General features: G+C 55.4%; 19 protein-coding genes, 1 other RNA gene and 1 pseudogene. 11 read left to right on the forward strand and 10 right to left on the reverse strand.

Going from position 1 to position 19,629, the window contains the following annotated elements; translation table 11 throughout:
• Positions 1-73 precede the first annotated feature (73 nt).
• The 6 genes from GL2_RS10120 to GL2_RS10145 all read right to left on the reverse strand — a co-directional run bounded on the left by GL2_RS10120 (position 74) and on the right by GL2_RS10145 (position 5,254).
• The gene (locus GL2_RS10120; protein ID WP_143730542.1) at positions 74-667 is read right to left on the reverse strand and encodes a hypothetical protein; all 594 of its coding nucleotides are present in this window, start codon (positions 665-667) and stop codon (positions 74-76) included.
• A gap of 168 nt (positions 668-835) precedes the next feature.
• Positions 836-1,291, reverse strand: coding sequence for a tyrosine-type recombinase/integrase (locus tag GL2_RS10125; RefSeq protein ID WP_197736549.1), 456 nt, complete (start codon positions 1,289-1,291; stop codon positions 836-838).
• A gap of 117 nt (positions 1,292-1,408) precedes the next feature.
• Positions 1,409-1,797: a transfer-messenger RNA gene (ssrA, locus tag GL2_RS10130) on the reverse strand.
• Positions 1,798-1,953: 156 nt separating this feature from the next.
• Positions 1,954-3,300 carry a sodium-dependent transporter gene (locus tag GL2_RS10135; RefSeq protein ID WP_143730543.1) on the reverse strand — a complete coding sequence of 449 codons (1,347 nt, stop codon included), beginning with the start codon at positions 3,298-3,300 and terminating at the stop codon, positions 1,954-1,956.
• Between the two features lie 40 nt (positions 3,301-3,340).
• A complete protein-coding gene (smpB, locus tag GL2_RS10140) occupies positions 3,341-3,820 on the reverse strand; it encodes an SsrA-binding protein SmpB (RefSeq protein WP_143730544.1) in 480 nt (159 codons plus the stop codon).
• Between the two features lie 15 nt (positions 3,821-3,835).
• The gene (locus GL2_RS10145) at positions 3,836-5,254 is read right to left on the reverse strand and encodes a sodium-dependent transporter (RefSeq protein ID WP_143730545.1); all 1,419 of its coding nucleotides are present in this window, start codon (positions 5,252-5,254) and stop codon (positions 3,836-3,838) included.
• A gap of 194 nt (positions 5,255-5,448) precedes the next feature.
• Between GL2_RS10145 and GL2_RS10150 the strand changes: the two genes are divergently transcribed.
• Together GL2_RS10150 and GL2_RS10155 are read left to right on the forward strand one after the other, a co-directional pair.
• The gene (locus tag GL2_RS10150; RefSeq protein ID WP_143730546.1) at positions 5,449-5,889 is read left to right on the forward strand and encodes a type II toxin-antitoxin system RatA family toxin; all 441 of its coding nucleotides are present in this window, start codon (positions 5,449-5,451) and stop codon (positions 5,887-5,889) included.
• Complete coding sequence (locus GL2_RS10155; protein ID WP_143730547.1) at positions 5,886-6,233, forward strand: RnfH family protein; 348 nt, start codon at positions 5,886-5,888, stop codon at positions 6,231-6,233. Before GL2_RS10150 ends, GL2_RS10155 begins: the two co-directional genes overlap by 4 nt.
• A 2-nt stretch (positions 6,234-6,235) precedes the next feature.
• Here the strand turns inward: GL2_RS10155 and GL2_RS10160 are convergent, their stop codons facing one another.
• The gene (locus tag GL2_RS10160) at positions 6,236-6,580 is read right to left on the reverse strand and encodes an outer membrane protein assembly factor BamE (RefSeq protein WP_143730548.1); all 345 of its coding nucleotides are present in this window, start codon (positions 6,578-6,580) and stop codon (positions 6,236-6,238) included.
• A 277-nt stretch (positions 6,581-6,857) separates the two neighbouring features.
• Here GL2_RS10160 and fur point away from each other — a divergent pair, with 277 nt between their 5' ends.
• The gene (fur, locus tag GL2_RS10165) at positions 6,858-7,268 is read left to right on the forward strand and encodes a ferric iron uptake transcriptional regulator (protein WP_143730549.1); all 411 of its coding nucleotides are present in this window, start codon (positions 6,858-6,860) and stop codon (positions 7,266-7,268) included.
• Between the two features lie 45 nt (positions 7,269-7,313).
• Here the strand turns inward: fur and GL2_RS10170 are convergent, their stop codons facing one another.
• Positions 7,314-7,919 carry a 1-acyl-sn-glycerol-3-phosphate acyltransferase gene (locus tag GL2_RS10170; protein WP_143730550.1) on the reverse strand — a complete coding sequence of 202 codons (606 nt, stop codon included), beginning with the start codon at positions 7,917-7,919 and terminating at the stop codon, positions 7,314-7,316.
• Positions 7,920-8,201: 282 nt separating this feature from the next.
• Positions 8,202-9,872 carry a DNA repair protein RecN gene (gene recN / locus GL2_RS10175; protein WP_143730551.1) on the reverse strand — a complete coding sequence of 557 codons (1,671 nt, stop codon included), beginning with the start codon at positions 9,870-9,872 and terminating at the stop codon, positions 8,202-8,204.
• A gap of 231 nt (positions 9,873-10,103) precedes the next feature.
• On the opposite strand from recN, the gene grpE reads away from it, so the two are divergent.
• From grpE to dnaJ, 3 genes are all read left to right on the forward strand, one after another.
• Positions 10,104-10,745: a nucleotide exchange factor GrpE gene (gene grpE, locus GL2_RS10180; RefSeq protein ID WP_143730552.1), complete on the forward strand. Its 642-nt coding sequence runs from the start codon at positions 10,104-10,106 to the stop codon at positions 10,743-10,745.
• A 124-nt stretch (positions 10,746-10,869) separates the two neighbouring features.
• The gene (gene dnaK / locus GL2_RS10185) at positions 10,870-12,828 is read left to right on the forward strand and encodes a molecular chaperone DnaK (protein WP_143730553.1); all 1,959 of its coding nucleotides are present in this window, start codon (positions 10,870-10,872) and stop codon (positions 12,826-12,828) included.
• Between the two features lie 234 nt (positions 12,829-13,062).
• A complete protein-coding gene (dnaJ, locus tag GL2_RS10190; RefSeq protein WP_143730554.1) occupies positions 13,063-14,187 on the forward strand; it encodes a molecular chaperone DnaJ in 1,125 nt (374 codons plus the stop codon).
• A gap of 51 nt (positions 14,188-14,238) precedes the next feature.
• On the opposite strand, the gene GL2_RS10195 is transcribed toward dnaJ, so the two are convergent.
• Positions 14,239-14,691 carry a hypothetical protein gene (locus GL2_RS10195; RefSeq protein WP_143730555.1) on the reverse strand — a complete coding sequence of 151 codons (453 nt, stop codon included), beginning with the start codon at positions 14,689-14,691 and terminating at the stop codon, positions 14,239-14,241.
• Between the two features lie 238 nt (positions 14,692-14,929).
• On the opposite strand from GL2_RS10195, the gene dapB reads away from it, so the two are divergent.
• The 5 genes and pseudogenes from dapB to carA all read left to right on the forward strand — a co-directional run bounded on the left by dapB (position 14,930) and on the right by carA (position 19,574).
• Positions 14,930-15,742, forward strand: a complete 813-nt coding sequence (dapB, locus tag GL2_RS10200) for a 4-hydroxy-tetrahydrodipicolinate reductase (protein ID WP_143730556.1) — start codon at positions 14,930-14,932, stop codon at positions 15,740-15,742.
• Positions 15,743-15,897: 155 nt separating this feature from the next.
• Positions 15,898-16,251, forward strand: a pseudogene (locus GL2_RS21885) (ATP-dependent zinc protease); the annotation flags it as partial.
• A gap of 132 nt (positions 16,252-16,383) precedes the next feature.
• Positions 16,384-17,316 (forward strand): 30S ribosomal protein S6--L-glutamate ligase, encoded by a 933-nt coding sequence (gene rimK / locus GL2_RS10205; protein WP_232053834.1) that lies wholly within the window; start codon positions 16,384-16,386, stop codon positions 17,314-17,316.
• A 197-nt stretch (positions 17,317-17,513) separates the two neighbouring features.
• Positions 17,514-18,095: a YfiR family protein gene (locus GL2_RS10210; protein WP_232053814.1), complete on the forward strand. Its 582-nt coding sequence runs from the start codon at positions 17,514-17,516 to the stop codon at positions 18,093-18,095.
• A gap of 330 nt (positions 18,096-18,425) precedes the next feature.
• Positions 18,426-19,574: a glutamine-hydrolyzing carbamoyl-phosphate synthase small subunit gene (gene carA, locus GL2_RS10215; protein WP_172621109.1), complete on the forward strand. Its 1,149-nt coding sequence runs from the start codon at positions 18,426-18,428 to the stop codon at positions 19,572-19,574.
• Positions 19,575-19,629: the final 55 nt, after the last annotated feature.

Here is a 19,629-nt window from a genome sequence, read left to right on the forward strand (position 1 = left end):
GTTCCGACAGGCATAGAGCCTGCCAGATGAAAAACGTCCAGCGCCTAGCTAACTGCCAAAAGGGAAATCGAGATTATCTATTGCTAGTCACTCTTTTAGAGCCGACGTACATTGCAAATAACCGAAGGCCGATGGAAATTAAGACAAGCATACTTGGCGCTGTATGAGCGGGAATTGCCTTTAATTGAGTGATTTCTCTTTGAAGGGTCATCGTTTGATGTGGATTGGACTGGTGTTTTGGAGCCTGAATGACGTTTTTCTTGAGTAATTTATCGAACGACTCGATTTCTCCCGCAAGCATATCCAGGAGTTCCAATTCGGTCTTGCCTTCCCATGGTAGCTGTTTCCTATATGCGTCAACTGCTTTACCAAGCTTTTTCCATTCTTCTGCGAGGAAGGCTTCAAGTGATGAGAGGGTCCTAAGCTTGGAGTTTATGGATTGATTGGCACGGTAGGCGTTTTGTCCATGAGCGCCGCTCGCCATCATTCCACCAAAGTGCTGTACGTTATGTTTGGCGGTATTCAGGTTCCGGCTGATTAAGTTGAGTTGATCCAGAGTGCGAACCAGAGTCTGATCAAATCTCGGATCTTTATCCTTAATCGCTGTCAGAGCGGTGTTAACCAGTCGACTCACCTGTATCTTGGTTGCATGTTCGTTGATGGACATATCCCTTTATCCTCGTAAATCACATTGAAGAATGTGTTCCACCTCTCTGATTTGAGATGAATGTGCCACATTCAATTTTTTGCTTGATGAAAACGCGAATTCTAAATTAAATCAGCCGAGTGTCGCGGTCTAATAGAGTACGGGCCATTGCACGGATGCCTTAGGCGGTCATGGTTTCATTGTCATAGCCAGTGACCTGAGCGCAGCCCTCACATCCTTATTAGGCGGTGGACGGCTCTGGCTTCGAGCTGATGGGAAAACATATTTGCCATGGCCTTTTCGCCGCTCCAGTTCTTGCAGTAGGGCTAGAGCTTGTTCAGCAAGAGGGATAATGTGTGGCTGGCCCATTTTCATTTTTTTGCTGGGCAGTTTTATGTACTTGGCATCCCAATTGATTTCCGTCCACTCAAGTTTTCGCAATTCTCCAGGGCGGCAGAACAGGAGAGGAGATAGTTTTAGGGCTGCTCTTACTATCGGGGTGGCCTGGTATTCGTCTATGGCAGTTAGTAGGTGCCCAACTTCAGCAGGGTCTGTAATTGCTGCCAGGTGCTTTTTCTTGGTGGGGGTGAGTGCGCCGGTCAAGTCTGTGGTGGGGCAGTTGCGTAAACCTGCTCGACCCCGCAATTAACCCCACCAAAAATGGCTGGATTTGGGTTACATTGATTGGGATGGTCCAGATAAGCAAAAACCCCGGAAACTCTAGGTTTGCGGGGCTTTCGTGGGCTGTCTGAGACAGCAATTTGGTGGAGATGGCGGGAGTCGAACCCGCGTCCGTCAGCACTCTGCCTGAGGCTCTACATGCTTAGTTCCGTCTATTGATTTAATCCACTACAGCCCAACGGGCAGGACGTAGCAGACGATTCTGAAAAAGTTTTAACCGATCCACCTCAGATAAATTTCACGGCGATCCAGTTCTGTATGACAGTCTGCAGCGCGGTACTGGAACCTTACTGAAGGCTGCTAAGGGCGAACCCTTAGTTAGTGCTTCACAAGCTGCTTACGCAGCGAGTTGGGCACCGTAGTTGTCGTCGTTGGCAACTAATAAAATACAGCTTTGGATTAACGTGATTGGCTGCCATCACGGCATGCACCCAAGGTTTCGTCACCGGCGTCGAATCCAAGTCATCCCCGATTTGAAACACTCTCGTGTGTCACTCAAGTATACCTCAAAGTTGGGCCCAGCAATACGTTTTTACGTGCTAGATGTTTTTTGGGGTGCTTGGTGTGTACAGGGAGAGAGGGTAGTCCCGGCAGTAATTACCACCGGGACTGGTAAGAGGGGGGAGTTATATCACTGACTGGGCGAAGGCGACCAGGATCAACAGTGGGCAGACGATGCGCACATACCAGGGCCAGATTTTCCAGAACAGGGTGTGCTCAATATCCTCATGGCCTTTCTTCAGCTCGCTCAACAGCTGGTCACGGCGCCAGATCCAGCCGGCAAAGATACATAGGGCAATGCCAAGCAGGGGTTGTCCGTATTCTGTACTGATACTGACTGCCAGTCCAAACAGTGCGTCGAAATTAAAAATAATGGTGCTGCTGATACCAAAGATAATCAGGCCCACCACCGGGGTGGCGATACGGCGAGGGATACCCAGGTTCTCAATCGAGAAGGCCACCGGCACTTCCAGCATGGAGATGGAGGAGGTCAGGGAGGCAATCACCATCAGGGCAAAGAAGGCGATAGCAACGAATACTCCGGCCTCACCCATGGTATCGAACAGTGCTGGCAGTACCTGAAGGATCAGGTTGGGCCCGGCAATCAGGGCGCCGTCAGCAGCGAAGATCTGGGTGCCAGCTTCCTGGGCTACATACATTGCGGGCAGAATCAGCAGACCGGCGGTGAAGGCGATACCCACATCAATCAGGGTGACCAGGGCGCCGAGGCGCGGCAGGCTCTCCTGCTGGCTCAGGTAGGAGCCGTAGATCAGCATGGTGCCCACACCCAGGGACAGGGAGAAGAAGGCCTGGCCCATAGCGGAGATCAGCAGCTTCGGAGTGAAGTGACTGAAGTCCGGCATCAGGTACACTTCCAGGCCGGTAAAGGCGCCGGGCTGGGTGAGTACGTAGGCGATTAAAAGCAGCAACAGGATGATCAGGGAGGGCATCAGCAGGGTGGACCAGCGTTCAATGCCTTTCTCTACACCGCTGGCAATAATCAACATGGTGAGGCCACTGAAGATTGCGGTAAAGATCAAATTGCGCTGGGTACTGTTTTCAGTAAGCCACTGCGCGGCTTCCTGGGCGCCAAACAGGGCGGCGAAAGGCTCGGCCAGGTGGGCCACCATCCAGCCGGCCACTATGGCGTAGAAACTCAGGATCAGGGAGGCGACAAGGATACCGCCAAAGCCAGTGAGGCCACCGAAGAAGCGACTCACAGGGCCAGTGGAGATGGCACGGAGTGCCTGAACCATATTGCGCCGTGCATAACGGCCAATGGTGAGCTCGGCCATCAGTGCCGGGTAGGCGAGGGCGAAGGCCAAAACCAGGTAGGCCACTACAAAGGCGGCGCCGCCATTACTGGCGGCTTTGGTGGGGAAGCCCCAGATATTGCCGAGGCCCACGGCGGACCCCGCCGCGGCCATCAAAAAGCCAATATTCGAGCTGAACTGTCCTCGAGGTGCACTCATGGTAAATCCCGTAATTATTCTTGTATTTGTTCTCTGTGCACTACTTGTGCGTCGCGCGCATCAGGCGTTGCTTCTCGCGGTTCCAGTCGCGCTTTTTCTCGGTTTCACGTTTGTCGTGCATAGCCTTGCCTTTGGCCAGGCAAACTTCACATTTGATCAGGTGCCCTTTCCAATACAGTGCGGTGGCTACCACCGTGTGCCCCTTCTGCTCCACGGCGGCAATCAGCTTGGATAGCTCGCGCTTGTTGAGCAGCAGGCGGCGGGTGCGGTCGGGCTCGGTGACATAGTGGGTGGAGGCACTGGGCAGCGGCTGGATATTGGAACCCAGCAGCCAGGCTTCACCATTTTTGAAAATGACATAGCTGTCGGTGAGCTGGGCTTTGCCCTCACGACAGCTTTTCACTTCCCAGCCCTGCATCTCAACACCCGCCTCAAACTTCTCCTCAATGAAGTAGTCGTGACGGGCCTTCTTGTTGAGGGCGATGGTATTGGATGTTTGCGCTTTCTTTTTCTTGGCCATGAAAACTTCTAATGACTAGATAAAACTGTGTCCAAAAAACTTCAGGGCCACGGTGTTGATAAAGATCAACAGCAGTATCAATGGGATAAAGGTGCCCAGGGAGAAGTTTATGTATTTTTGTGAGAAGGAACCGGCGAAGGCGGCATCGCCTTCCTGCAGTTCCTTGTCAAAGTTGGCTTTCTTCCACTTGTAGATCACAAACAGACACACCAACAGGCCGTTCAGCGGCAGGATGGTGTCGTAGAAAATGATCTCTACCAAATCGAAGAAGGACTTGTTAACGCCGGCCAACTCTACGAATTCAGTCAACCAGTTGACCATGCCAAAGGATACGGCGCAAGCGATGGCCAGTACAAACTGTACTCCGGCGACAACGTAAATGGCTTTTTTGCGCGTCATATTGCGTTCGTCACGCAGGGTGGCGATGGGGACTTCGATGATGGAAACCAGGGATGTGATCGCCGCTACCAGTACCAGGAAGAAGAAGATGGCGGCCACTGCGCTTGCACCCATATAACCGATGCTGTCCTGCAGGGCGAGGAAGATCTTCGGCAGGAACAGGAAGATCATACCGGCGGAGGACTCGCTCAGCTCGGAGGGGTCAATCTGCGGATTGAAGTGGAAAATACTCGGCAGTATCAGCAGGCCCGCGGTAAATGCGACCAGGGTATCGGTGATGGCTACTGCGCGCGAGGACCCGGGAATCGAGTCCCTTTTCTTCATATAAGAGCCATAGGTAATCATGATGCCCATACCCAGGGACAGCGAGAAGAAGGCCTGGGCCATAGCTTTACTCACTACCGTACCGTCGATCTTGCTGAAGTCCGGTACCAGGTAGTACTTCACTCCCAGGATGGCGTTATCCAGGGTGAGAACAAAAATGACCAGTCCCAGCAGCATAACGAATAGCATCGGCATCAGCGTTTTTGCAGCACGCTCAATACCGTCTTTAACCCCCATAGCGAGAATGGCATTGATGATCAGCATCAGCACTACCAGGTAAATAAATACCTGCGGAGTATTGATAAAGTGAATAAAGAAGTCTGGTGTTGCCAGCGTGGCCAGGTTGCCGGTTACGGTTTCAATCAGGTACCCGAGTACCCACACAGTAACCACTAAATAGAAAACCGCGATCATAAAGGGCGTGGCCAGTGCCAGCCATCCGGGAATACGCCATAGGCGTGAACCACTGGAAAGTTGGCGGTAGGCGCCAACCGGATCTTTATCGGAGCGCCGCCCCAATGCCAGCTCGGCCATCATAACCGGCAGACAGATCAGGAAAACGAAGAGAGCGTAGACTAACAGGAAGGCACCGCCCCCGCTCTTGGTTGCTGCCACTGGAAATGCTACCAAATTACCAATTCCAACTGCGGAACCTGCAGCGGCCAGGATAAAGCCCAGCCTTGACCCAAAATGCTCTCTCACGGCGGTCATAGTACTCTCGCTATTATTTTTTATCGGATACAGCTTGTCGTTTTTGTTATTCCAGCGAGACAGGGGGTGCCCCGATGGCAAAAAACGCGATTGTTACAGGAATTGTCTTGCTTGAGTAGCGCTGGCTGGCAAAATTAGCGACCGAACGACGATCCTGGGCGATTGTGCCTGGTGGACTGGGTTAGGCAGTAGGAATGACTGAAATAGAACGCAGCGCGCTGGTAATGTACAGCGCGGAACAAATGTTTGATCTGGTGAATGATGTAGCCAGTTATCCGCAGTTTTTACCGGGGTGTCGCGGAGCGGAAGTTATACACAGTGATGCACAAACCCTGGAGGCGCGCCTGGAATTATCGCGTGCAGGAATTCGCCAGAGTTTTGTCACCCGCAACCAGCTGGAGCGGCCAAAAAGTATGACACTGACACTAGTGGACGGTCCCTTTGAGTCGTTTACAGGTCAGTGGCAGTTTACTCCGTTATCCGAAGATGCCTGCAAGGTGACTTTTACCCTGGCATTTTCCATGAAGAGCCGTTTGATCGCCGCTGCTGCCGGTAAGATCTTCAGCGACCTGGCCAACCAGATGGTGGCGGTAATGTGTGAGCGCGCCGAAGTGATATATGGAAAGCCCCAATGACAGAAGACAAGATGATCTCGGTGGAGGTGGTTTACGCACTGCCCCATGAGCAGCGCTTGATGCGCCTGTTGGTAAAGCAGGGCACTACTGCGCGAGAGGCTTTGATCCGCTCTGGTATACCGGAAGAGTATCCCGAGGTGGACCCGGACAGCGCCAAAATGGGGATCTTCGCTCAGCCCTTCGGCAGTAAGGGGTTACCGCCTGCAGAAAATTACCAACTGCAACCGGGCGACAGGGTTGAGGTGTACCGCCCATTGATCGCGGACCCGAAAGAGGCGCGCAAGCAGCGCGCCGAGAAGGCCAAACGCCTGGCTGAGAAAAAGAAGGATGCAGAGGGGCCCTGAACTCAGGGCCAACCCGCGGGCTGCCAGTCGCCGCTGGTGGCTACCAGAGAGTCTTCATCAAAGTAAACGCTGAAGCGCTTCTGGGTGACTCTGCCCTTCTTGTCGCGCAGGCGATTGGCATAATCCCAGCGGTTGGGATTGTAGGTGTCTTCCAGCAGCGGGGTGCCAAGAACAAACTGTACTTGGCGTCGGGTCATGCCCGGCTTGAGCTGGTCCACCATTTCCTGGGTAATGATATTGCCCTGTTGTACCTCAATGCGGTGTACGCCGGGAAACTTAACCAGCGTACAGGCGCCCAATAGGGCACACAGGCTGGCGATGGCGAGAAATCTCAGGCTAGACGGCATTCATTGCTCCATTTTGTTCTTTCACTCGGCACCTCTCGCACCGATTTTAAACGGCTAACCGGGTAGGCCCTGCTAGAGGAGGAAAGTTCCCCCGCTTGCGCGATTTGCCCCTGTCGGGGTGATCGGGGTTCCGCTAACTCCGTAGGGCATGGGATAATACCCGAAGAGTTGGCTCGCTGACAGACGGAACTCTGGGGCCTGAAATGGGTATAGACCTCTACAGCGGGCTGTTACAAGTAAAGATAATTCATAAAATCCTGTCGGGAAAAATCTATTCATGCCGAACGAAAACCAGGAATTGCGCAAAGCCGGCCTCAAGGTCACTCTGCCGCGGGTTAAGATTCTACAGTTGCTGGAGAGCACCAGTGAGCAGCATCTGAGTGCTGAAGATGTGTATAAGCTACTGCTGGAAGCGGGTGAGGATGTTGGCCTGGCTACTGTCTACCGGGTTTTGACCCAGTTTGAGAGTGCGGGCCTGGTTGTGCGTCACAACTTCGATGGCGGCCATTCCGTGTTTGAGCTGGACCGTGGCGATCACCACGATCACATGGTGTGTACCGATACCGGCAAGGTAATCGAATTCCACAATGAGGAAATCGAGGAGCTGCAGCGGCAGATTGCCGACGAGCACGGCTACGAGCTGACAGGCCACAGCCTGGTACTGTATGTGAAGGCGAAAGAGAAGTAGAACTTTTAGGGTGCGGCGCCCGCCGCACCCATTTCATTTCGCTATTTATTTCTGTGGCTGGCAGGGCGGCGTGTAGAGTTCGGGGAATTTACCGATCTTGTCCGCGTAATACTCCCTCAACTTATGCAACTCGGCTTCCAGATTTTCACCCAGCTGGGCGATAGGGCCAATACCCACTTCCTTCTTGGAAAAATTGATTGAGCCCAATACCAACGGTACCTTGGCACTGCGCGCGATATGGTAGAAGCCGGACTTCCAGCGCTCAGCTATAGCTCGGGTGCCTTCCGGTGGGATCGCGATCACCAGTTCTTTGCGCAGCTTGAACTGGCGAACAGTGGCATCCACCAGATTGTTGGCCTTGCTGCGGTCTACAGCGATGCCACCGAACCAGCGCATGGGGCCGCCGAGGGGAAACTTGAACAGTTTATCCTTGCCCATCCACTGAGGGGTCATCTTCAGTTTGAGCGCGGCGAGAATAAAATAGTAGCCGTCCCAATTGGTGGTGTGGGGTGCTCCAATCAGTACGTACTTCTTCAGCTTTAGCGACTGCTGGTCGCCGTTAACGCGCCAGCCGTGCAACTTCAGTAGTAGCCTGGCCACCTGGCGAAGCAGGGGAGTGACAATGGGGGTGTTAAAAATCGTTCTCTGCATAAACTCGGCCGATACTACTCAAACAAAGTCAAACAAGCGGCCCAGTATATGGTGACTTCTACCGCCGCACCCAGTCATATTTGGTCTATTCGTCCTAAAACGGCACATATCACCGGTAGGCAGGCTATTTTGCCCGATTGTGTGGCGGTCATTTATTGATCTGCGGGATTTGATTGCACGGAAGGTGGATTTTGCTTTGTTTTACCTGCCTGTGCGGTCAGATTGAGCCGAGGTGGACGGCAGCCAAACAGGTGAAATAAACCTGCTTGGCTGTATCTCACGCTAGAGGGTCCTGGAGAGCATTTCCTCCGCGTGGGCCAGGGATTGAGCTGTGGGGGCGCCGCCGAGCATACGCGCGACTTCCTCGCGACGCTCGCCGTTTTGCAGCTCGCGCAGGGCTACAAAGGCCTGCTCGCCGTCACTGTGTTTTTCCACCAGGTACTGGCGGTGGGCCCGGGCGGCCACCTGTGCCAGGTGGGTAACGCAAATCACCTGGCCACTGCGGCCATTGCGAGCCTCGCCCAACTGGCGCAGCAGGCGCCCGACAACATCACCGGTGGCGCCGCCTATGCCTACATCTACCTCATCGAAAACCAGGGTGGGGGTGCGGGAGGTTTGGGCGGTAACCACCTGGATAGCGAGGCTGACCCGCGACAGTTCGCCACCGGAGGCTATTTTGCCCAGGGAGCGTGAAGGTTGACCGGGGTTGGTGGAAATGAGGATTTCCACCTCTTCAAGGCCATGACTGCAGGGCTTGTCCAGTGTCTGCAGGGCCAATTCCACCCGCGCGTGAGGCATGGCCAGGTCGGCCAGCTGTTGATTCACCGCAGTTGCCAAGGCCAGGGCAGCCTCTGTGCGCAGCTTACTTAACTTGCCGGCAGCCTTGCGGAACTGTTGCTCCAGCTTTTCACATTCCGCAGCGAGTCGCTCGAGGGCGCTCGCGGAACCTATGTCATCCAGCTCCTCCTGCAGCTGTTGCTGCAGGGGCGGCAGTTCTTTGGGTTGCACTCGGTGCTTGCGCGCTGTCTGGTAAATAGCGCTGAGGCGTTCCTCCACTTCCGACAGTCGCTCGGGGTCCATCTCAAAGCGGTCGATGTGGCGAGATAAGGTACCGGCCGCTTCATCTACCTGGATACGTGCGTTGTCGAGCATTTGCGCCACCTCCACCAGTGCCGGCGCTTGCTCGGGCATAGCTGAGAGGAGTTGCAGGGCGCGGTGCAGCTGCTCGGCGATATCGCCCTCGCCGCCGGACAACAATGCAGCCAGTTGATAACTGCCGTTGAGGATATCGCCAGCGTTGGCCAGTTGGCGCTGTTCGCTCTCCAGGGACTCTATCTCACCTTCGTCCAAATCCAGCTGTTCAAGCTCCTTGAGCTGGTATTGCAGCAGGTGACGTCGCGCTTCGGCCTCCTCGATGCTGTCGGCCAGGGTGCGATAACGGCGGTATTGGTCCTGCCAGGTTTTGTAACGGCTGCGGGTTTCGGCGGCCAGTTCTTGGGCCTGGGCGAATTCGTCCAGCAGACGCCGGTGGGTCTCTTTCTTCAGCAGGGACTGATGTTCGTGCTGGCTGTGGATATCTATCAGTTGCTCACCCAGGGCACGAAGCTGCAGTAGGGTTACCGGCTGGCCGTTGATATAAGCCCGTGAGCGACCATCGACACCGATGGTGCGGCGCAGGATGACTTCCTGTCCGGCATCCAGCTCCTGGGATTCCAGCCAGGCTCTGGCGCTCGGATGGTCGGAGATATCAAAGGTGGCGCTGAAATCTGCCCGATTGGCTCCGGCGCGCACCAGCTCGGCATTGCCGCGCCCACCGAGGGCGAGCCCCAATGCGTCCAGTGTGATGGATTTTCCCGCGCCGGTCTCGCCGGTAAGGGTGCTGGTACCGGGACCGAACTCCAACTCCAGTTGGTCCACCAGGGTAAATTGGCTGATAGACAGGTGCAGCAACATATAGAGATCGCTTCTGTGTCCTTTCTTATGGATGGGTGTGAAGCCCAATTAGTGGTTATTTATACAGTATTCGCACCTGGTTAGCTATAGCGTCAAGCGCACATTACCCTGCCGTTGTGCGCTAGCGCTAAAAACCACTTGAACTGTGCGGGGATGGCCCCATATAGCCTGCAGAGCCCGCGGGACGGGCCCCAACTCATTACTGACAGAGTCGACGCGACGGAGAAAGCAGTGGCCAGAGAGCGCAGCGAAGAAGATCAGACCAAAGAGGGAGTGCAGCCGGAAGCGCTGGCTGACGAGCACACAACAGCTACCGATGAGGCGGTTTCCGCGGAGATAGAAGACCCCTCCGCAGCCGAGCGCGAGCAGGCTGAGGATGCCCTGCACGAAGAGGCGGAAAGTGCCGATGCGCTGCACGATGAAATTATCAAGCTGCAAGAGCAGCTGGTGGTGCAGAAGGATATCGCCCTGCGCGCTCAGGCGGAGGAGCAGAATGCCCGCCGCCGCGCCCAGCAGGATATCGACCGCGCACGCAAGTTTGCAGTGGAAAAGTTGTTGCAGGATTTGTTGCCGGTTGTGGACAACCTGGAGCGCGCCCTCGCCACCATTGACAGCGCTGATGAATCCAACAAAGCGCTGGTGGAAGGTATTGAGCTGACCCACAAGTCTTTCGTCGATACCCTGACGAAAAATTCAGTGGAAGTTGTCGATCCGGCCGGCGAGCCCTTCGACCCGGAACTGCACCAGGCCATGACCCAGGTGCCCAACGGGGAGGTGGAGCCGAACACGGTTCTGGACGTATTTCAAAAAGGTTATCGCCTCAACGGTCGCTTGGTGCGCCCGGCCATGGTGGTGGTCAGCAAAGCGCCATAAGGCGGATATGTGAAGCGGCCTTGAATTTTATCGGCCGGCACCAATATAGCTGACATCAGAAGAATTATTCGCACGTTGTAAACAGAACAGAGCTGGCAGCGCGCATCAAACGAGGAATTTACAGATGGGAAAAATTATCGGCATCGACCTGGGTACCACTAACAGCTGTGTAGCGGTACTGGATGGTGACAAAGCGCGTGTAATCGAAAACGCCGAGGGCGATCGCACTACGCCTTCTATTGTTGCCTTCACTGACGACAACGAAATCCTGGTGGGCCAGTCCGCCAAGCGTCAGGCGGTGACCAATCCCCAGAACACTCTGTTTGCGGTTAAACGCCTTATCGGCCGCAAGTTTAAAGACGACGTTGTTCAGAAAGATATCAAAATGGTGCCATATACCATTACTGAAGCTGACAACGGTGACGCTTGGGTAGAAGTAAAAGGCGATAAAAAAGCTCCGCCGCAGATCTCTGCCGAAGTCCTGAAGAAAATGAAAAAAACCGCGGAAGATTTCCTCGGTGAGAAAGTGGAAGCTGCGGTAATTACCGTACCGGCCTACTTTAACGATTCCCAGCGCCAGGCGACCAAAGACGCCGGCCGCATCGCGGGCCTGGACGTTAAGCGTATTATTAACGAGCCGACCGCCGCAGCCCTGGCCTATGGCCTGGACAAACAGGGTGGTGATCGCACCGTAGCGGTATACGACCTGGGTGGTGGTACCTTCGATATTTCCATCATCGAAATTGCCGATGTCGACGGTGAAAAGCAGTTCGAAGTACTGTCCACCAATGGTGACACCTTCCTCGGTGGTGAAGACTTCGATATGCGTCTGATCGACTACCTCGCAGAAGAATTCAAGAAAGACCAGGGCATCGACCTGAAAGGTGATCCTCTGGCGATGCAGCGCCTGAAAGAAGCTGCAGAAAAAGCCAAGATCGAGCTGTCCTCCAGTCAGCAGACCGAAGTCAACCTGCCATATATCACTGCAGACGCTACCGGTCCCAAGCACTTGGTAGTAAAAATGACTCGCGCCAAGCTGGAAAGCCTGGTTGAAGAGCTGGTTAACCGCTCCCTGGAGCCGGTAAAAATCGCCCTGCAGGACGCCGACCTGTCCGCCTCCGGCGTAGACGAAGTGATCCTGGTAGGCGGTCAGACCCGTATGCCAATGGTTCAGCAGAAAGTGACTGAGTTCTTCGGCAAAGAGCCGCGCAAAGACGTTAACCCGGACGAAGCCGTTGCCATGGGCGCAGCCATTCAGGGCGCAGTTCTGTCTGGTGATGTAAAAGACGTATTGCTGCTGGACGTAACCCCGCTGACCCTGGGTATCGAAACCATGGGTGGTGTTGCCACTCCGCTGATCGACAAAAACACCACTATTCCTACCAAGAAGTCCCAGGTGTTTTCCACTGCGGAAGACAACCAGACCGCGGTAACCATCCACGTGGTACAGGGTGAGCGCAAGCAGGCTTCCCAGAACAAATCCCTGGGTCGTTTTGATCTGGCTGACATCCCACCTTCCCCTCGCGGTGTGCCGCAGATCGAAGTGACTTTCGATATCGATGCCAACGGTATCCTGCATGTACACGCAAAGGACAAGGCCACTGGCAAAGAGCAGTCCATCGTAATCAAGGCTTCCTCCGGCCTGTCCGAGGATGAGATCGATAAGATGGTCCAGGACGCGGAGGCCAATGCCGAAGCGGACAAGCAGTTCGAGGAGCTGGTGCAGGTCCGCAACACTCTCGACGGTCTGATCTCTGCCACCAAGAAGACCCTGGAAGAAGCTGGTGACAAAGCTACCGCTGAAGAGAAGTCTGCGATTGAAGCGGCGATCACCGAAGCGGAAGAGGCAGTGAAAGGCAACGAGAAGGCTGCCATGGAAGCTGCTACCACTAAGCTGACCGAAGCTTCTGGTCCGGTTGCACAGAAAATGTACGCTGAGCAGGCTCAGGCCGCTGGCGCTGAAGGCGCTGCCGATGCAGGTGCCAGCGCTGGTGCACAGGGTGAGCAGCAGTCCTCCGCTGGCGACGACGCGGTAGATGCTGAGTTCGAAGAAGTAAAGGACGACAAAAAAGAAGGTAAGTAAGCGTTCGCTTGCATTTCCGGCAGTAGCTTTTACAGTGCTGCCGGGGAACCTCAGGGGCGCGGCGCCTTCTTTACAGGCCCTGCGCCCTGTGTTGTTTCAGGTACCTGCCAATATGAGCTGCGCTTAAGTGGTTTGGCAGGGCTCCGCAGTAGTCATTTGCGGGGCTTGGTTAGGGACTGAGAAGTAGAAAGAGAGTTTGGCCGTTCTTGATGCCGGACCAGAGAACATAGTTTTATGTCGAAACGCGATTATTACGAAGTCCTGGGCGTCGAGCGCGGCGCTTCAGATGCAGAGCTGAAGAAAGCTTACCGCCGGGTGGCCATGAAGTTTCACCCGGACCGCAATCCCGATGATGTGGAAGCGGAAAATAAATTCAAAGAGGCCAACGAAGCCTACGAAGTCCTGTCCGATTCACAGAAGCGCGGGGCTTACGACCAGTTCGGTCACGCCGGAGTAGAGGGCCAGATGGGCGGTGGCGGAGCCGGCGGTTTCGGTGGATTCTCCGATATTTTTGGCGATGTCTTCGGCGATATTTTTGGTGGCGGCGGTGGTGGCCGTCGCGGTGGCCCGGCGCGTGGCTCCGACTTGCGTTACGATCTGGAACTGGACCTGGAAGACGCCGTGCGCGGAACCACGGTCAAGATCCGTGTGCCTACTCTGGCTTCCTGTGATACCTGCCATGGTTCGGGCGCCAAACCAGGCTCCTCGCCACAAACCTGTGGCACCTGTGGCGGTGCTGGCCAGGTGCGTATGCAGCAGGGCTTCTTCTCTGTGCAACAGACCTGCCCGAATTGCCGTGGTCGCGGTTCCATTATCTCCGACCCCTGTGGCAGCTGCCATGGTCGTGGTCGCGTAGAGGAAACCAAGACCCTGTCGGTAAAAGTGCCCCCCGGTGTGGATACCGGCGATCGCATTCGCCTGTCTGGCGAGGGAGAGGCGGGCCCAGATGGCGGTCCCTCTGGTGACCTCTATGTGCAGGTGGTTGTGAAGGAGCATGAATTGTTCCAGCGCGACGGCAAGAACCTCTACTGTGAAGTACCCATCAGTTTTGCTGCCGCAGCACTTGGTGGTGAGTTGGAAGTGCCGACCCTGGATGGCAAGGTCAAGCTGAAGATTCCTGCGGAGAGCCAGACCGGCAAACTGTTCCGCCTGCGTGGCAAGGGGGTTACTCCGGTGCGCGGTGGCGCCACCGGTGATTTGCTCTGTCGAGTGGTGGTGGAAACTCCGGTGAATCTCTCAAGCAAGCAGAAAGAGCTGCTGCAGGACTTTGCCAACACCCTCAGTGAAAAGAAAAACGCTCCGCGTCAGACCGGTTGGTTTGAAGGGGTAAAGAATTTCTTTGGGGATATGAAGATTTAATCTTCCCTCCTGAGTAACAAGTGCAATGGCCCGGTAAATAGCTTTACCGGGTCAGCCTCCCTGGGCTGTACGTGCTCGCAGTCTGGCGGAAAATTCACGCAAAAATTCGTGCTGGATTCTGCCCGCTTCCTTTAATTGTTTTTGATTTAGTTTTCCTCTCAGATCCTGCAAGGTTTGTGCGCTAATGGAAGCCAGTTGTGCGCCTATTTCTCCTCGTTGCTTGGGAGTTAAGTTAATTTTTGCATCACTTAATAAGCCGTAAGCCTCCAATACCGCCTTCTTTTCCGCAAAGCTCTCTTTCATGATGGGAAGTACGACGTCTTCCTGTTCGGGAGTGAGCTGCAGGCGCAATGTCACCCAATCTGATATGTCGTCATATTTTTCCCAAAAATCCGCATTTACACCCTGCTGGGCTGTGCTGGGCATGCTGGCAAAAGCCAGGGTCAGGGTAATCACCACCACAAACAGATGTGGCAGATGATTGGATCGGATCATCAGTCGCATATTGGCGCTCCATTTATCCCTCTGCATAAAGACTAGCAGTGGCGTCTGTGACCGTTTTGGCGGTGAACGGTCTCTTGGTAATAAAGGTTCCTGTTCATATTTCCACTGTGTTTTTACTTGCCCAGTTGAGGTTTTTCCCCTGTATTTTCTCTAACGTGCGGGATTCTATTTCACTATGCGCCACGCGGGGCCCGAGGTAGAATTTTGAGCCTTATGGATGCACTCAGGAGCGGTGAAAATGGCAGTAAAAGTAGCGGTAAGCGGATTTGGTGGGCGCATGGGGCGGGCATTGGCGGAGGCGCTGGAGCTTGCCGAAAATGCCGAACTTTCCGCCGCATTGGTGCGTCCAGGTTCAAGCCTGGTGGGAGCCGATGCCGGTGAAGTTGCCGGACTGGGACGCAATGGCCTCGCTATTTTGGATAGCCTGGAACATGCCGACTTCGATGTGCTGATCGATTTCACTGCGCCGCAAGCCACTGTGGATAACGCTGCCTATTGTGCCGCCCACGGCCGCCCCATTGTGATCGGCACTACCGGTTTTGATACCGAGCAGAAAGATCGTGTGTTGGCCAACGCGGAAAAGGTGCCTTTGTGCCTGGCCAGTAATTTTTCCACCGGGGTAAATCTGTGCTTCAAATTGCTGGAAACCGCTGCGCGAGTGATGGGGGAGGATGCGGATATAGAGATTGTAGAGGCGCATCATCGCCACAAAGTGGATGCTCCTTCTGGAACCGCCCTCAGTATGGGGGAGGTGGTAGCCGAGACTTTGGGGCGCGACTTGGACAAGGTGGCAATCTATGGCCGCGAGGGCCAGACCGGTGCGCGTGAACGCGACACCATCGGTTTTGCCACTGTACGCGGCGGCGATGTGGTCGGCGAGCATTCGGTGATGTTCCTGGCTGACGGTGAACGGGTCGAGATCAACCACCGCGCCAGCAGCAGGCTCTCCTTTGCCCGTGGCGCGGTGCGTGCTGCCCTGTGGCTGGCGGACGATAACGCAGTACGCGCGCCAGGACACTACGATATGCGCGATGTGCTTGGATTGAACTGATCCCCTCAATAAATAGCCATTTTTGAGTATCGATAGGGATGTAACCAAAATAATCTGAGTTTTTCATTTGCCCGTGATTTTTGCGGGCGAATCTTATAAGCCAACGGGCATTTAATCCGATTGGCCACCTTGTAATCTCCTTTGAGGATCTTCTATTGGAAAAGAAGCTGATTGTCGGCAGTGAGGAGTGGTGTGGATTTCCCGCACTCGGTATTCCGGCGGTTAAGGCGCGGGTGGATTCTGGAGCCAAGACCTCCTGCCTACACGCGTACAATATTCACACCTTTAAGCGCGACGGAGAGCCCTGGGTCAGTTTTGAGGCCCACCCCTTGCAGCACCAGCGCCGCCCTTCGGTGCGTTGTGAGGCGCGCCTGCTGGACAAGCGGCTGGTGCGCAGTTCCTCCGGTGAAAGTGAGAAGCGCCCGGTGATCCGTACCTCCATGTCTGTCGGTGGCAGTGTCTGGGATATCGAGTTGACCCTGACCAATCGCGACAGTATGGGCTACCGTATGTTGCTGGGGCGCGAGGCCATGCTCGGACGCATGTTGGTGGACCCCTCGGAAAGCTTTTGCCTGGGTGAGATCCCCCAGAGCCAGCTGGATGAGTATTACCGCGACGAGCACCATATCGCCGGTACCGGTCTGCGGATCGGGCTACTGGCGTCCAACCCTGACCTCTACAGCAACCGCCGTATTATGGAAGCGGGTGCCGAGCGCGGCCACCGCATGACCTTTCTCGATGTTCGTCAGTGTTATATGAAACTGGATGCGGATGAACCGGAAGTGCATTACCGCGATGGCCGAATCCTAAATAATCTGGATGCGGTTATTCCACGGATTCGGCCCAGCCAGACTTTCTACGGCTGTGCTTTGACGCGCCATTTCGAGAGCCTGGATGTCTTTGCCCTGAACGGTTCCGCGGCGATCAGCCAGTCGAGGGACAAGCTTTTCTCTCTGCAGTTATTGCAGCAGAGTGGCCTGAATATCCCCACCTCCGGATTTGCCAATTCACCTGTGGATACCAACGAGCTGATTGAAATGGTGGGTGGAGCGCCATTAGTGGTGAAGTTGCTGGAGGGCACCCAGGGGCGAGGTGTGGTGTTGGCGGAGACTCGCAAGGCAGGGGAGTCTGTTATCAATGCCTTCAAATCCCTGAAAGCCAACCTGCTGGTGCAGGAGTTTATTCGCGAGGCAGAAGGTAAGGATTTGCGACTGTTTGTAATCGATGGGCGGGTGGTGGCCTCGATTCAGCGAGAGGCGGCACCAGGTGAGTTTCGTGCCAATATTCACCAGGGAGGCACCGCCTCGGTGGTGAAAGTTACTTCTGAAGAGAAGCGTCTCGCCATAAAGGCGGCCAAGGTATTGGGACTCAAGGTGGCGGGTGTGGATATTATCCGCTCGCGCAAGGGACCGCTGTTGCTGGAAGTGAACTCCTCACCTGGCCTTGAGGGCATTGAAAGTGCCACGCGCAAGGATGTGGCCGGCGCCATGATTATTTCTATCGAGAAGGCCCTGAAGTGGCGCCCATCGGTAAAGGCGAACGGCGACAGTGGGGGTAATCCACAAGCGGTGTAGCGACTGGATAAGCCGCTATTGCGGCCAACGCGGCCAGGCCTGGTGGACTAACCTTCAGGGGTGGCCGGGCTCTCCGCTGGCGCGCAACCAGAGCCTCGGCGTAGGTCCCAAGCCGAAGGCGTTCGCCGATTGATACCGTTTGCCGGGGCGGCTGCTCGTACGGCCCGGACGGTGCAACCCCCAGGGCTTGAACGACTGTGAAAACTCGAAGCTGCCTTAGCCTCTTCCTCCTCCGTTTGTCCCCAATGTTTTTCCTGTCGCTGACTTTACTGGCTACGCCGGTTGTTCAGGCGGCGGTAAACCTCTCCGATACCCCTCTGGGGCGGCGGGTGATGGTGGATTATATCGTGCACTTCGCTTATCACCTGCAGTGGCCGGTAAATGCCTTTGCCAACCAGAGTGCACCGTTCAAAGTGTGTTTGATGGGGGGAGACTCCCTCGGCGAGCCACTGGCTGAGCGCTTCAAGAACCAGCGTATTGATGGTCGCCGTGTGGAGTTGGAGAAGATTGACCTGAAGGATATGCTGCGTGCTCGCAAGTGTCAGATTGTGGTGCTCGGCTCTATGGAGCGCAACTTCCTGCTGAAGGCTCTGGTGGCCGTCGAGTTCTTCCCGGTTCTCACCGTCAGTGATGCCGACAGCTTCGCCGCGACCGGGGGCATGATCGAGTTTGCTGACAGCGGTAATGAGGTGGCCCTGCGCATGAACAAGACCATGCTGGAAAAGGCCGAGCTCAAGATGGGCAAGAGCCTGTTCCGTCTCGGGCAAAAGCCGGACTGAGGAGATTGCCCGGTCGCGATTGACGTATTTTTGCACTAGCGCCCAGAAGTGAATTCGCGTAGAATCTGCGCCCGATTTGGGCCAGTGCCGCGAAGCTGAATCGCGCAGCGTGAGCCTACTAAAAAGCTGACGGCAAGCGTCGGTCAATTTGTGAGATTCACGCGTGAACAGATTTTTAAAGCGAGATGAAGCTGCGATGTTTCATCTCGCTTTTTTATGCGCGCGCCAGTCAGGAGTCCGTGTGCTCCGAAGCCCGCAAACCCCGCCCGGAAGCAGTTCTGAAGATTGGAGTTCAATTTGACTAAAGCTGTCCCTACGTCGGAGGCTTTCATGCCCCACAACTTTATGCAGAGTACAACTCCCGCGCTGCTGGTGCTCGCTGATGGTAGTGTCTTTGAAGGACGCGCAATCGGTGCCCACGGCAGTTCTGTTGGCGAGGTGGTGTTCAACACCTCAATGACCGGATATCAGGAGATCCTCACCGATCCCTCTTATGCCCGCCAGATTGTGACTCTGACCTACCCGCATATCGGCAACACAGGCACCAATCAGGAAGACGAAGAGTGTGCTGAGATCTGGGCTGCCGGCCTGGTGATCCGCGACCTGCCGCTGATTGCCAGCAGCTTCCGCAACGAGCAGTCCCTGGAAGACTATCTGCGCGAGCGCAATATCGTCGGTATCGCCGATATCGACACCCGTCGCCTGACCCGCCTGCTGCGTGACAAAGGCGCACAGAGCGGTTGTATCGTCGCCGGCGACGATATTGACCGCGAGGAAGCCCTGACCAAGGCCAAGGAGTTTGCCGGCCTGAAAGGTATGGACCTGGCCAAAGTGGTCAGCACCAAGGAAGCCTATCCCTTTAATGAGGGCACCTGGGAGCTGGGCGAAGGCCACAAGGCCGCGCCGGAACAGCCCTTCAAAGTCGTGGCTTACGATTTCGGTGTGAAACGCAATATCCTGCGTATGCTGGTGGATCGCGGCTGCGACATCACGGTAGTACCGGCGGAGACCCCGGCTTCCGAAGTGCTGGCGATGAATCCCAACGGCGTCTTCCTGTCCAATGGCCCCGGCGATCCCGAGCCCTGCGCATATGCCATTGCCGCCATCCGCGAAATTCTCGACGCTGGCATCCCCACCTACGGTATCTGCCTGGGCCACCAGTTGTTGGGCCTGGCAGTGGGGGGCAAAACGGCCAAGATGAAGTTCGGTCACCACGGTGGTAACCACCCGGTACAGGACCTGAACAGCACCAAGGTAATGATTACCGCGCAGAACCACGGCTTTGAAGTGGATGCCGGCAGCTTGCCGGACAATGTGGAAGTTACTCACAAGTCCCTGTTTGATGGCACCCTGCAAGGTATTCAGCTGAAGGACAAGCCGGCCTTCAGCTTCCAGGGACACCCGGAAGCGAGCCCGGGCCCACATGATGTGGCGCCGCTGTTCGATCACTTTATCGATTTGATGAAAGAGCGCGCCTAAGGGCGCAGCCGCCCAGGGTAGGGCAAGTAACCGCCGCTTTTGCGGCGGTTTTAAC

The organism is Microbulbifer sp. GL-2, assembly GCF_007183175.1.
Classification (GTDB): Bacteria; Pseudomonadota; Gammaproteobacteria; order Pseudomonadales; family Cellvibrionaceae; genus Microbulbifer.

What these genes read in the sequence shown, in the direction of transcription:
- GL2_RS10120 (WP_143730542.1), bottom strand. Translation starts at nt 667, where the DNA reads ATGTCCATCAACGAACATGCAACCAAGATACAGGTGAGTCGACTGGTT.
- GL2_RS10135 (WP_143730543.1), bottom strand. Translation starts at nt 3,300, where the DNA reads ATGAGTGCACCTCGAGGACAGTTCAGCTCGAATATTGGCTTTTTGATG.
- smpB (WP_143730544.1), bottom strand. Translation starts at nt 3,820, where the DNA reads ATGGCCAAGAAAAAGAAAGCGCAAACATCCAATACCATCGCCCTCAAC.
- GL2_RS10145 (WP_143730545.1), bottom strand. Translation starts at nt 5,254, where the DNA reads ATGACCGCCGTGAGAGAGCATTTTGGGTCAAGGCTGGGCTTTATCCTG.
- GL2_RS10150 (WP_143730546.1), top strand. Translation starts at nt 5,449, where the DNA reads ATGACTGAAATAGAACGCAGCGCGCTGGTAATGTACAGCGCGGAACAA.
- GL2_RS10155 (WP_143730547.1), top strand. Translation starts at nt 5,886, where the DNA reads ATGACAGAAGACAAGATGATCTCGGTGGAGGTGGTTTACGCACTGCCC.
- GL2_RS10160 (WP_143730548.1), bottom strand. Translation starts at nt 6,580, where the DNA reads ATGCCGTCTAGCCTGAGATTTCTCGCCATCGCCAGCCTGTGTGCCCTA.
- fur (WP_143730549.1), top strand. Translation starts at nt 6,858, where the DNA reads ATGCCGAACGAAAACCAGGAATTGCGCAAAGCCGGCCTCAAGGTCACT.
- GL2_RS10170 (WP_143730550.1), bottom strand. Translation starts at nt 7,919, where the DNA reads ATGCAGAGAACGATTTTTAACACCCCCATTGTCACTCCCCTGCTTCGC.
- recN (WP_143730551.1), bottom strand. Translation starts at nt 9,872, where the DNA reads ATGTTGCTGCACCTGTCTATCAGCCAATTTACCCTGGTGGACCAACTG.
- dnaK (WP_143730553.1), top strand. Translation starts at nt 10,870, where the DNA reads ATGGGAAAAATTATCGGCATCGACCTGGGTACCACTAACAGCTGTGTA.
- dnaJ (WP_143730554.1), top strand. Translation starts at nt 13,063, where the DNA reads ATGTCGAAACGCGATTATTACGAAGTCCTGGGCGTCGAGCGCGGCGCT.
- GL2_RS10195 (WP_143730555.1), bottom strand. Translation starts at nt 14,691, where the DNA reads ATGCGACTGATGATCCGATCCAATCATCTGCCACATCTGTTTGTGGTG.
- dapB (WP_143730556.1), top strand. Translation starts at nt 14,930, where the DNA reads ATGGCAGTAAAAGTAGCGGTAAGCGGATTTGGTGGGCGCATGGGGCGG.
- carA (WP_172621109.1), top strand. Translation starts at nt 18,426, where the DNA reads ATGCCCCACAACTTTATGCAGAGTACAACTCCCGCGCTGCTGGTGCTC.